This window comes from Salegentibacter salinarum (assembly GCF_900168115.1).
In the GTDB taxonomy this organism is placed as follows: domain Bacteria; phylum Bacteroidota; class Bacteroidia; order Flavobacteriales; family Flavobacteriaceae; genus Salegentibacter; species Salegentibacter salinarum.
The window spans coordinates 165,261-177,899 of sequence record NZ_FUZC01000005.1; the positions used below are offsets into that span (position 1 = coordinate 165,261).

Consider the following 12,639-nt stretch of genomic DNA (forward strand, 5'->3'; position numbering starts at 1 on the left):
TAAAGTGAGAATCCCCAGTCTAAAATTAGATTGGGGATTTTTTGTTTTAGCTTACATCCAGTGTTTTGAACTAACCTCAGCTTTATATAGTACATAATTTACGTACTGTATAATACCGGTCTCCACCGCGTAAAACCTAAGATCTCCCCCGGCGGTATGAAAAACCACATTAACCAGGTTTTTTCTACGATACCAAATAGGCTGCTTCACACTTATAGACTGAATTTTAAACAATTCCAGGGTTTCTTCGGTTTTGTTCCAGAAACCGGTTTTCTTTTGTAAAAATTCTTCCGTAATTATGAGTTTTCGGGCTCTAAAGGCAAGTATTTGCAAAGTTAAAGCTGCAAAAGTATATACTCCTGCTATGGCTAAAACAGCACCTAATTTTAGGTTTATAAAATCTAAAAAATACCAAATTGCAAGAAAGATCATTACCGGTAACATTGCCAGTGAAATTTTCCGGAATAATAATAATTTATCCGGCTTAAAGATTGTACAGAAACTGGATTTAGAAGATTCTGGATATAAAAAATATTTTATTTTTTTTATGATTTCTTTTCCCAGTCCCGGAATCTTTATTTTATTTTTCTGAAGTTCATTTTCGCTGCTTGACAAAGAGATTTGAGCTTCATAAAGATTTAAACGCTCCTGAACCGGGTTTGTTTTAATTCGCATTAACTGAAGCCGTCTGGGTTGCAGGGAAACCTTGGTATTGGTTTTCAACCCCATCTCCACCTCCATCTTATCCCTATTCTGCTGAATAGTCAAACCATAATATTTGATGAAAACTTCAATAATGGTAATACTTATGCTTAAAAGTAGGAGCAACACAAAAAGTAATGCTAAAAACCCGAGGGATTGTAATACCCCGGAAAACTGATCAAAATAAACCTCCACATCTTCCACCTGATCTTTAAAATAGGTATTTACCCTGTTGTAAATAGTCATTACAAAAGCAAAAACTAACGAAAGGCCGCGTAAATAATTGGTACTAATCCCAATTTTAAGAAGGGTGAGAAATCCTACTTTATGAGTCCAGAAAACCTCCTTGTTTTCCTCTGCTTCTTCAGATTCTTCTTTTAATGAATCTTTTTCGGTATTTTCAGCCTTCGCTTTTAATAAGATTTTCGAAAGTATATTGGCATCTTCTTCTGACACCGCTTTTATTTCAACTTCTTTAAGATTGCTTCCAGCGGTTTCTATTACCAGGCTGTAAACCTTAATTATACGTTGCAGTATAGAACGTTTAAAATAAACCTGCTGAATTTTATCAAAAGGAATTGCAGTATTTTCGGTAGAAAAAATCCCTTTTTCCAATACAAATTCCTCCCGTTTATAATCTATATAAAAAATAAATTTGCGATAGTACAGGTAGCTATAGATAAGGGTTAAGAACCCAATTAAAAGCAATGCAAGACCAATATAAAGTAAAGTAGTCCTGCTAGGTCCGCTAACCAACAAATACGCACCAATCGCCCAGAAAGATCTAAATAATTTATAAATGCTGGAAATAAAAATAAGAAGAACACCGGCTATTGATTGGCGCTGCGGTTTGCTGTAGACTTCAGGATTCATCATTAGAAATCTTAAGTGCAATAGCCTCTTTTAATTGCACAGCCTTGTCGGGTTCTAAACCGGGAATAGAAATATCACTTGCGCCCCCTCCGGCAGTAAAAATGTTAAGGCTGGAAATTCCTAAAAGCTTATCCCAAATCCCACGTGAAATCGATGCGTGCTGCACTCGGTTAAATGGAATTACTGTTGTTTTACTAAAAATGAATCCTCTTTTATAAATAATATCTTTTTCCCTGATCGCATACCCTAAACTTTGAAGCAACTTATAATTATTCCAAAATCTAAAAATAAAGGCGACAAATACAAAACCAAAAATAATCCCAGATTGGATATAATTTAGCTGAAAAAACCAAAACACGCCAAGCGCAATAGTCAGAACGAGCATAAAAATACCCGTTTGAATATTCATTTTTATAAGATATTTAGACGAAACTGAAGAAAAAGCTACCGACTCATATTTGGGAAGGGAAGCTAAATCTATTTGTTCGTTGCTAAAATCTTTGGCTACGGGATCCATTTTTTATCAAAATTTGGTTTTCTTTTTTCGAGAAAAGCATCACGGCCCTCTTTGGCTTCATCGGTCATATAGGCAAGTCGGGTAACTTCTCCTGCAAAAACCTGCTGACCAACCATTCCGTCGTCGGTCATGTTCATAGCGAATTTCAGCATTTTAATGGAAGTTGGTGATTTTGCCATAATTTCCTGCGCCCACTCATAAGCAGTATCTTCCAGCTCATCGTGCGGAATTACCGCATTTACCATTCCCATTTCATAAGCTTCCTGCGCTGAATAATTCCTTCCGAGGAAAAAGATTTCCCGGGCTTTCTTCTGCCCTACCATTTTCGCCAAATAAGCTGAACCATAACCGGCATCAAAGCTGGTTACATCAGCATCGGTTTGTTTAAAAATCGCGTGTTCTTTACTGGCAAGGGTTAAATCGCAAACCACGTGCAAACTATGCCCGCCTCCTACTGCCCAACCCGGAACTACGCAAATTACAGCTTTAGGCATAAACCTGATTAAACGTTGAACTTCCAGAATATTCAGTCTATGGTAGCCATCTTCACCGACATAGCCCTGGTGACCACGTGCTTTTTGATCGCCACCGCTACAAAATGCCCATTTCCCGTCTTTAGAAGAGGGGCCTTCAGCAGAAAGTAAAACGCAACCTACTTCAGTATCTTCGTGTGCATCGTGAAAGGCATCTAAGAGTTCTGAGGTTGTTTTTGGCCTGAAAGCATTGCGAACATCAGGTCGGTTAAAGGCAATTCGTGCAACACCGCCTGATTTCTTATAAGTTATATCTTCGTATTCTTTTACAGTTTTCCAGTTGATTTCACTCATAGGTCTTTATTTTATTCAAAAATAAGCTTTTCAATTTATCTTAATATCTTTGCTAAACAAATAGATTTGCATTGTTTTTGCTATATTAAAGACAAAAGCCCTAAAAATGAAATTTCGCTTGCTATTTCTTAGTCTGTTTTTATTCAGCATAACTTCAGTTTCTGCCCAGGAATACTGGGATGTTGCCGATTTTGAAATTAGCAATTACAGTATAGAGCCTTCCTGGAGCGACCTTAGTTTTGGACAACAATTCTTTAAAGGGGATTTTGATCTTCCCAGCGGCGAATTTATAAATGTAGATGATGGAAAACGCGCCAGCGTAGATATGGTTGGTATTCTTGAAAGCCAACGTAATATGAAAAAACGCACTGTAGATATCGGGTCGCCGTTACCTACAACAAATCAAAAGAAGAAAGCTTTCGAAATTTCAAACAATTACAGACTTAGGGATAATGACGAGGTATATAATGATGCTTTAAACTCTAATCCTTATTATCAGAACCAGCGAATTTATCAAAACGCACTTCACAGGCAAACCCAGCGAAGAATGTATTACGGTTCCCAATATTATTCCCCCCGGGGAAGCTACTTTTACTAATCTTCTTTCAGGTAAATTCCGTCCTCTTTAATATCAATTTTTCTTTGCTTATAAAGATTCCCGGCAGCACGCTTAAAACTCTTTTTGCTAATTCCTAACTGACTGTGAATAGCTTCTGGAGAAGATTTATCGGTAAGGTTCAAATAACCTTCGTTTTTCTTTAATTTATTGAGAATAAGCTCGGCATTTGGTTCAATACTCCGGTAACCGGGCCTTTGTAAACTCACATCAATTTTTCCATCGGGACGCGTTTTAGTAATAAATCCGCGCATTTCATCACCCACGTTTATTTCCTGAAAAACATCGTCGTGATAGATCAAACCTAAATGCAATTGATTAATAATCACATTATAACCCAAATCACTTTTATTACTAATTATAAGGTCTACTTCTTCAAAAGGCTCTATGGTAAGTTCAGAATTATCTAAAAAAGCATGAACCTTGCTTGAAGCAACCAATCGATCGGTTTCTTCGTCTAAATAGCAAAAAATAAGATAACGGCCGCCTTTTTTCATTGGGTAAGCCTGCTCCTTAAACGGAACAAATAAATGTTTCTCCAATCCCCAATCTAAAAAAGCTCCAAATTCAGTTACCTCAACACATTTTAGAAATGCAAATTCATCTAGCTTTACCAGGGGTTCTAAAGTGGTTGAAACCGGTCTTTCTTCGTGATCCAGGTAAACAAAAACCTCAATCTCGTCTCCTATTTCAAAAGTTTCGGGGATATATTTATTCGGAAGCAAAACTTCATTTCCTTCAGTATCTGTTAAGAAAAGTCCGGGTTCGGTTTCTCTAACAATATTAAGCGTGTGATTTTCGCCAATTCTAAGCATAATCTATATTTTGAAGTGCAAAGATACTTTATATTTTACGGCTTTTCTATAAAACAGGAAAATCCGTCTTTCACCCTCGTGAAACGGATTTTTAAAATATTTAGCCTATTCATTTTATTTAAAAACACTTTCTTTTTTAAAGTATTTTGTTAGTAAATAGTAGACTACCGCGCGAAATTTATTTCTATTGGATTTACCATATTTTTCCATTACGGCATTCAAACCTACATCCAGTTTTTCGTCATCCTTGAGACCTAATTTTTTAATTAAGAAGTTCCGTTTTACGGTTTCCATTTCAGATTCTGAAGAGCTGGAAACGGTTTCAGCGTCATTTCTAAAAATACTGGGGCCGCAAGATTCGGTTACTTTTCTAAGCAACCCAACATCGGGTTCGTCTCCCGTTTTGTCTTTTACATCCTGAATGTATTTACCTACTTTTTCATCGGTTTTTGTACTCATAATTAAGATTTTTTGGTTTATTTCTCACCAAGATACTTAAATGAGTGTTTATCTACGAATTAAGAATCTTAAGATTTCATAAAATTGAAGTATTCCAGCAGCACTTCGTCGTTAATTTTTCTAGGTGTAAAAATTTCCAAAATTTTTGGTTGAACTGTATCGCTGAAAAAAAATTTCAATTGCTCATTTATTTCTTCGGAAGTTTTAGCAGAACAATATTCAAATCCATACATTTCACTTAAAGATTTCGCCTGAAGCTGATGCGTGGTTTCAAAATAAGTTTCAAAATTTTCTGTATGTTTATTTCCTGGGAGAATCCTAAAAATACCGCCGCCGTTATTATTCAAAATTATTATCCTGAAATTCTTCGGAATATAATTATTCCAAAGGGCATTGCTATCATAGAAAAAACTTAAATCACCTGCAATCATTAACGTGGGCTCCCCATTTAAGCAAGCCGCGCCAACTGCAGTAGAAATACTACCATCAATCCCGCTTGTACCACGATTACAAAAAATACGCAAGCTTTCTTTCCATTTAAACAATTGAGCGTAGCGAATGGTTGAACTATTCCCAAGATGCACAATGTAATTTTCTGGTACGCTGGGAATAATTTCCTGCATCGCTTTTAGATCTGAATACGGAATCTTATCCATATATTCCTCGTGCCGAACCTGGCGCTTGCTTTTTACCTCTTTCCAGAATTTTCCATAATCACTTTTGGACTTTTGAGTAAGGGGAAAGAAATGAGTGAAAAATGAATTTACAGTGGTTTCAAAATGTTTGTTTAAGCAGAAGAAAGTATTGTAGGCTTTTTTAGGATCAATATGCCAGTGTTGCTGTGGCTGGTAATTTCTTAAAAATGCTTTGATTTTTTTGGAAACAATCATTCCGCCGAAAGTCAGCAAAATTTCCGGTTGAAGTGTCTTGAATAATTCTTCCCTGTTTTCGTCTTTTTCGATTGGCCCTATCAGGGTATCAATTCTGGTGAAAAACTCGGGATGATTTAAATTGGAGGTAGTTTCCGTCAATACAATAACCGAATCGTCCGTGGCCAGTTTTTCGAGAAATTCCTGTTCTACCACGTTTGGGTGCGCGACCCCAACAATTACCATTTTTCGCTTTGCTTTATTCCAGAGATCGGCGTAAGCTCCTAATTGATTTTCGGAATAGGTACGTTCTTTAATTTCCGGCAAAATTTGGATGGGTTTTACCTCAACATTTTCTACAAGATCATATAAAGGTTCGTAAAATGGCACATTAATATGAACCGGCCCTTTCCCTTCTATCGCTTTATTTAATGCAAGGTTTACTTCCCTCTCGTTATGTTTTTGCGATTCAAATTGTTTTTGCTGAAGTTTCTTATCGGTCGCCTCAGAATCCAGAACTAATTCTGAATGTAAGTTTGCCGAATATAAAATATGGTTTTCAAATACGTTTTTCTGTCTAATCGTTTGTCCGTCGCCAATATCTATTCGTTCAACAGGACGGTCTGCTGAAATAATCACCAGCGGAATATCGCTATAAAAAGCTTCGGCAATCGCCGGATAATAATTAAGCAAGGCTGAACCCGAAGTACAAACCAGCGCTACCGGTTTCTGTAATTGTTGCGCCAATCCCAATGCATAAAAAGCCGCACAGCGTTCATCTACAATACTGTAAGGTTTAATCTCGGGATGATGTGTAAAACCAATTGTAAGTGGCGCATTTCTCGATCCAGGGGAAATCACCACGTGATTTATATTTTTGGCAACGCAAAGCGCTACAATAGATCTGGCAACAGGTATTTTGGAGTATTTCACAAAGTTTATTTTGTAGAGTTGAATCCCAGACCTCACAGGTTTTGAAAACCTGTGAGGTCTATAATTTTAATTTTGATCTAACGTCAACCTGAACTTGTTCCAGGTTCTAAGTTTTATAAAAACTGGAGCCTGAGATATCCCAAAGCATCGGGACATTAGGACGACAGGTAATTTAATTCAAAATTACAATTTCAAAAACATTTCAGAAGCAGGTTTTGACCTTATTTCACAAGTACCGATTTTATGGTATGTGATTTATTTACGGTTTCCTCCCATTCTTCTGCAGGATTGGAATATTTAGTAATCCCTCCACCAATAAACAACCTGGCTTTCCCCTCATTCAGCTTCATACATCGCAGGTTTACAAACAAAGATGTCTGCTTCAGGATGCTTCCATAAGCTTGATTTTCCTGGTTCCTGCGATTACTATTCCGCTTTACTTCCTTCTTCATATTTAATTCCCCTAAAAACCCTGAATAAAATTCACGCTTATAACTTTCATTTTCCGTAATAAATTTTTTCGCTTTTTCCTTTGGAAGTCCGCAAACGGCCGGAGTTGGATGTAAAGCTAAAATCAAGCTTTTAAGACTGGATTTTTCCGGATCTAACATTCCGGTAATATCGGTTTGTAAATGCAACAGATTTCCCGCTTTGGAGGTATAGGGCTCCGATTTATGAATCTTACCTGAAACTTTATGTTCGAGATTTTCTAAAATCGCGTCGGTAACAATTTGTTGTTCCTCAATTTCTTTTTCTCCCCAGTTTACAGATGAAGTTCCTTTAAACGACTGTGTTCCTGCGAGGGCCATTGTTTTGAATTTTTCACGTTCTACATTCAAAAGCGTTTCCGGGGTGGCCCCAAGCCAAATCCCGGTTTTAGGATGAAACCAGAAATACACAAAAGCCGTTTCATATTTTTTAAGTAAGTTCCTGAAAATCACTAGAGCTTCAAGTTGGGTTTGCACATCTTCTTTCCGTGATAAAACCACTTTTTTAAATTCTCCTTTCTCAATTTCTTCAATTCCCTTTTGAACTAATTCTTCGTGTTTAATTTTAGCCTGATTATTGGTATATGCCGGAGGAAAATCCTGGTTTTCTTTCTTTACTTCTTCAGAGTTCTCAGCCGGATATTCTGTAGTAATTAGCTCGGCATTTTCTGAAGGGATTAAAAAAGCATTTTCAGCATTTTCAAAAGGAGCGAAAACAAATCCGTTTTCGGTGAAATTACTGGTTTTATAAGTTTCAGCTGAATCCTGAAGCAAAGCTTTGGTCAACCCGTTTTTAGCGTTAGGGTTTCTATAGACCACAAACGGATTTCCGTTTTGAATTTGAGCATCTAATTTTATGAAAAATTCTTCGCTATTCATCTTCTATTTCTTTTTTGGCAATGCTATGGTAGTAAGTTTTACGATAGAAATGAGGTTTTCATCTTCATCGGTAATCCTGATTTCCCAAAGCTGTGTGGTTCGACCTTTATGAATAAAAGAAGCCCTGGCATAAACAAAACCTTCAGTAATACTTTTTAAATGATTCGCCGAAATTTCAATACCGCGGATAAAAAATTCCTCAGTATCTAAAAAAACATAACTTGCCATACTGCCGACACTTTCAGCCAAAGCCACGCTGGCTCCGCCGTGGAGCACACCATCAGGTTGATGGACTCTAGGCGTTACGGGCATTTTTGCAATTAAATAATCGTCTCCAACTTCAGTAAATTCAATTTCCAGGGTTTCCATTAACGTGTTTTTACATACCTTCTTGGAAAGCGCCAGAATTTCTTCTTTGGTCATCATTAAATTATTGATTATATCGTAAAAGTACAAAACCCTATAATAAAAATAAGTATTGAGAAGAAGGTAAGATTCAAATACAACTTTGCAGGCTTCTATAAAAAAAGCCGCTTTATAGCGGCCTTTTAATTAATTAAAGTTGTAGTTATTAATATCCTGTAGAGGAAGAACCGTTAGGTAATTGTTTAGTTTCTCTAAATTTCGACCTTCTTACCTGTTTAAGCTCACTTATTGGTGCAGTGTCAATTTTTGCTACTCCCCCTAGAACTAAAGTATTTGAAATATCATAAAATAAAGCGAAATCTCCCTCTCCAGGCTCTATTACAGATGCACAGGCAATGGTTAGATCTTCAATACCTGCCATAATTGGATGGTCTCTATTTGAAGCTGGGGGTAACTCGTTATAACCACAATCAACTGCACCACCACTATTGAATAATACGGCTCCCATATTGGCCAGGAATTGATTCTCTACATCAATATTTAAATAAAATACATCATGCTCACCTACAAAAATTATTCTTCCTCCATCGGCTGCAAATTGCTTTAGAGTATTGATTTCCTCAACTGTATATTGCGAAGTTGGCATAACTAACATCACAATTTTAACATCTGAAGGAATATTTGTTAAAGAACCTACACTTGAGAAAATACTCTCCACAGTAAAACCTTCGTCGGCCATAACAGATTCAGTTGTAGCCCATCCTGTTTCGTTACATTCTCCATTACTATAGCATCTTGCATTGCGGCCGCGATCTATCCAAACTACATCTCCACTGTTCCTCACTCCTGTTGTGGTATAATTTACGAGGTTTTGAACAAACCTCACATTATCAGGATCTTCAAGAGCATCATTATCAAATATGTTTATATCGTTTAATACAACCACATCTCTTCCCGGGACCTGGATACTTTCACATCCAACTTCATCTACTTCTACTCCTGGATCTGTACCGGGACATTCATCTATATCATTTGGGACGCCATCCCCATCATCATCTGAACCATTTTCACAGGCATCACCTACTCCATCTTCATTTTCGTCTGCCTGATCTGGGTTAGGTACATTTGGACAATTATCCTCGCTGTCAGGAATTCCATCCTGATCTGAGTCTAATGGTTCTCCATCATCTCCACAACCGAAGAATAAATGCTCGTATTCAACATTATCATCCCCGTCAAAATTAGCTTGAATATCAGCTCTACTTAACGTGCCATCAATAACTATCTCTGAAACCTCGCCATAAACATCTGGCCATCCTTTAAGAGTAACCTCATAATATAGGTATGGTTCATCATCTTCATAATCCTGTAGATTAGGTAAATCAAAACATAACGGATCTGCCCAGGGATCTTCATCTTCAGTAGATTTTACGTTTTCGACACCTGTGTAAAGTGGAGTACCACTATCATCTGTTCCTAACCAAATATCTACGGTATAAGCCGCGGTATAATGTCTTCCGGCTTCATTACAGTAATTTGCGAAAAAGCAATATTCAAATAATTCGGTAGGAATAAGATCAAAAAATAAATAACCGTATTCATTTACAATTCTATCATCAAAACAAACTACTGTTACATCTACGTATTTTTTAACTCCGCTACGAAGATTAATTTCCAATGGTAAAGTATTCTGCAAAAGATCTCCAATTGCCCCTCCTTTGGGCGCAAGCCATATAAGTTCGCCATCAGAATTATATACTGCAAAATGATCTAATGTATACGTTCCCGGTTCAAGTTCAAGTTCAGGACTATATTCAGTATAATTTTCATCAGCAACCAAATCAATGGCAAATGGAGTTTCCGAAGAACCTACAACTTCTTCTTCCCCTTGTAAAAGAATAATTTCTACATAAGAAGGCGTATCATCAGAACACGCCGGGAGTTCAGGAGATTCCTGTTTATTTTGCTGGTTTCGCAGCAAGTCATTAAGAATAGGACTAAAGGACAACGTAGCTTTTTCTGTAACTCCCGGGACGTCTTCTTCCTCACTACAAGAAAAACAAACAACGCACAGGAGAACAGATAAGAATAATCTTCTTATAAAAATTTCCATAATAATTAGTATTAATTAGTTTTGTTGATCACAAATTGTGGGGTGAAATTTATTGCATAACATGAGGGTGTATTGCAATAAGAAAAGGTCACAGGAGCTAAGAATGTTATCTTCGAAGATATTTCAAATTTAATGAGAAAATCCCGCTATTAAACTGAGGGTTTCCCATTAAAAACTACATAAAATCAACTTTATGAGCACTGAAAAGCAGCTTTCTTACCAGATCACCAATACCTACAGCGTTTTAAACGATTTTACGGAAAGAACTCAAACCGTGTGGCTGGTCTGTCACGGAATTGGTTATTTAAGTCGGTATTTCCTGAGGCATTTTCATCATTTAAACTCGGAAGAAAACTATATTATAGCTCCACAGGCGCAGTCTAAATATTACCTTAACAACGAGTATAAACACGTAGGAGCATCTTGGCTCACCAAAGAACGCACTGAAGCTGAAACCGAAAATGTACTCAACTACCTGGATGAAGTTTATAAAACTGAAAACCTTAAAAATGCTCCACGACTTATAGTTCTGGGTTACTCACAGGGCGTTTCGGTAGCAACACGTTGGATTTCGAGACGTAAGATAGAATGCGATGAATTAATTATGCATTCCGGAAAAGTACCTGCAGAATTAAAGCCTGAAGATTTTAAATTCCTGAAAAATACTAACTTTACATTTATTTACGGAACCGAAGATGCATATCTTAAAGACGGGATTATTAAAGTAGAAGAAAAACGCTTAAAAGAAATATTCCCAACCAATTTTAAAATCAAAACCTATAAAGGCGGTCACGAAGTAAATACTAAACTTATTGCTGAATTTGCTTAAATTGACTTCTCGACTGCGCTCGAAGTGACATAACTATATTTTATATCAGGGATTCTAAATGAGGCAAAAATCTACTTCTAAAACATCCATTTTAAAAAGTATTGGACCGGGTTTTCTACTGGCCGGTGCCGCTATTGGAGTTTCTCATTTGGTGCAGGCTACAAGAGCCGGCGCCGATTACGGATTTATCTTAATCTGGGTTTTAATTATAGCCTGTATTTCAAAATATCCATTCCTGGAATTTGGCCCCAGATTTGCCGCAGGCACCGGCAATCATTTAATCACAGGATATAAAAAGCTTGGTAAATTTCCTTATTGGATCTATATTTTTATTACCCTGGGAAGTATGTTTATTATCCAGGCCGCGGTTACCATTGTTACCGCAGGATTGGCTGAACGTTTATTCAATTTTGGCTGGTCGCCATTTCTTTGGAGCGGCATTATTCTTATTTCCTGTATCGCTTTACTTTTAATAGGAAAATATCCAGGCCTAGATAAAAGTATGAAAGTGATTGTTACTTTATTAACGCTGGCCACACTCGCTGCAGTAATTATGGCTTTTGGCGCAGGGACTGTTACCGATGCCGTAACCACTGAACCGCCTTCACTCTGGACCACCGCCAGTTTAGGATTTATAATCGCTTTTATGGGTTGGATGCCTATCCCATTAGATGCCTCGGTGTGGCATTCTATCTGGACCAAAGAAAAAGCGGTTCAGAATAAGCAGAAAATCTCAGTGAAAGGTGCTTTTGCCGATTTTAATGTGGGGTATCTTTCGGCCGCTTTTATCGGATTATTATTCTTTCTTCTTGGCGTTTTAGTGATGTTTGGTAGCGGAACTTCTTTTTCCAATAACAGTGTGGAGTTTTCTAGTCAATTGGTGGAGCTTTACGGAAAAACACTTGGTGAATGGAGCAAACCTTTAATTTCGGTTGCGGCTTTTATCACAATGTTGAGTACAGTTTTAACGGTAACCGATGCTTATCCGAGAGTGATTTCAGAATTAAAAAATCCGGAAAAGGATAACCCTGAAGACAAAAAAGACAAATGGAAAATTTACCGACTTTCCATTTTTATTATCCCGGTGCTTTCGCTTTCTATTTTGTATTTCCTTTCCGGTTCGTTCACCATTTTGGTAGATTTCGCTGCCGGACTTTCATTTTTATCTGCTCCTTTTCTGGCCTGGTTTAATTACAGACTTGTTACCGGCAAACAAATGCCTGAAAAACACCGACCGGGAAGAAATTATAAGATTTTCAGCTTAATTTGTCTTGCGCTTTTGGTAATATTTAATTTTGTGTATTTGTATTATACTTTTTTGGCTTAGATTTTTTTCTGATTATTATCCTCCTT

The 12,639-nt window shown here is 37.1% G+C and carries 12 protein-coding genes; 3 read left to right on the top strand and 9 right to left on the bottom strand.

Annotation, left to right across the window (positions count from 1 at the left end):
- Positions 1–51: 51 nt before the first annotated feature.
- Genes B5X53_RS08045 through B5X53_RS08055 form a run of 3 tightly spaced genes read right to left on the bottom strand, consistent with a single transcriptional unit; the run spans position 52 to position 2,919 of the window.
- The gene (locus tag B5X53_RS08045) at positions 52–1,596 is read right to left on the bottom strand and encodes a PH domain-containing protein (protein WP_157822128.1); all 1,545 of its coding nucleotides are present in this window, start codon (positions 1,594–1,596) and stop codon (positions 52–54) included.
- Positions 1,565–2,092 (bottom strand): PH domain-containing protein, encoded by a 528-nt coding sequence (locus tag B5X53_RS08050; RefSeq protein ID WP_079712725.1) that lies wholly within the window; start codon positions 2,090–2,092, stop codon positions 1,565–1,567. The genes B5X53_RS08045 and B5X53_RS08050 overlap by 32 nt, the downstream gene beginning before the upstream one ends.
- Positions 2,080–2,919, bottom strand: a complete 840-nt coding sequence (locus B5X53_RS08055) for a 1,4-dihydroxy-2-naphthoyl-CoA synthase (RefSeq protein ID WP_079712726.1) — start codon at positions 2,917–2,919, stop codon at positions 2,080–2,082. Before B5X53_RS08055 ends, B5X53_RS08050 begins: the two co-directional genes overlap by 13 nt.
- A 106-nt stretch (positions 2,920–3,025) precedes the next feature.
- Between B5X53_RS08055 and B5X53_RS08060 the strand changes: the two genes are divergently transcribed.
- Positions 3,026–3,517: a hypothetical protein gene (locus tag B5X53_RS08060; RefSeq protein ID WP_079712727.1), complete on the top strand. Its 492-nt coding sequence runs from the start codon at positions 3,026–3,028 to the stop codon at positions 3,515–3,517.
- Here the strand turns inward: B5X53_RS08060 and B5X53_RS08065 are convergent.
- The 6 genes from B5X53_RS08065 to B5X53_RS08090 all read right to left on the bottom strand — a co-directional run bounded on the left by B5X53_RS08065 (position 3,514) and on the right by B5X53_RS08090 (position 10,457).
- Complete coding sequence (locus B5X53_RS08065; RefSeq protein WP_079712728.1) at positions 3,514–4,350, bottom strand: CvfB family protein; 837 nt, start codon at positions 4,348–4,350, stop codon at positions 3,514–3,516. The genes B5X53_RS08060 and B5X53_RS08065 overlap by 4 nt on opposite strands.
- 114 nt (positions 4,351–4,464) lie before the next feature.
- Positions 4,465–4,809 (bottom strand): DUF2853 family protein, encoded by a 345-nt coding sequence (locus B5X53_RS08070; RefSeq protein WP_079712729.1) that lies wholly within the window; start codon positions 4,807–4,809, stop codon positions 4,465–4,467.
- A gap of 68 nt (positions 4,810–4,877) precedes the next feature.
- Positions 4,878–6,611, bottom strand: coding sequence for a 2-succinyl-5-enolpyruvyl-6-hydroxy-3-cyclohexene-1-carboxylic-acid synthase (gene menD, locus B5X53_RS08075; protein ID WP_079712830.1), 1,734 nt, complete (start codon positions 6,609–6,611; stop codon positions 4,878–4,880).
- Positions 6,612–6,832: 221 nt separating this feature from the next.
- The gene (locus B5X53_RS08080) at positions 6,833–7,978 is read right to left on the bottom strand and encodes a chorismate-binding protein (RefSeq protein WP_079712730.1); all 1,146 of its coding nucleotides are present in this window, start codon (positions 7,976–7,978) and stop codon (positions 6,833–6,835) included.
- 3 nt (positions 7,979–7,981) lie between these two features.
- Positions 7,982–8,401 carry a PaaI family thioesterase gene (locus B5X53_RS08085; RefSeq protein WP_198550774.1) on the bottom strand — a complete coding sequence of 140 codons (420 nt, stop codon included), beginning with the start codon at positions 8,399–8,401 and terminating at the stop codon, positions 7,982–7,984.
- A gap of 148 nt (positions 8,402–8,549) precedes the next feature.
- Positions 8,550–10,457, bottom strand: coding sequence for a thrombospondin type 3 repeat-containing protein (locus tag B5X53_RS08090; protein ID WP_079712732.1), 1,908 nt, complete (start codon positions 10,455–10,457; stop codon positions 8,550–8,552).
- Between the two features lie 193 nt (positions 10,458–10,650).
- Between B5X53_RS08090 and B5X53_RS08095 the strand changes: the two genes are divergently transcribed.
- Positions 10,651–11,286, top strand: coding sequence for an alpha/beta hydrolase (locus B5X53_RS08095; RefSeq protein WP_079712733.1), 636 nt, complete (start codon positions 10,651–10,653; stop codon positions 11,284–11,286).
- A gap of 58 nt (positions 11,287–11,344) precedes the next feature.
- Positions 11,345–12,613, top strand: a complete 1,269-nt coding sequence (locus tag B5X53_RS08100; protein WP_079712734.1) for an NRAMP family divalent metal transporter — start codon at positions 11,345–11,347, stop codon at positions 12,611–12,613.
- The last annotated feature ends 26 nt before the right edge of the window (positions 12,614–12,639 follow it).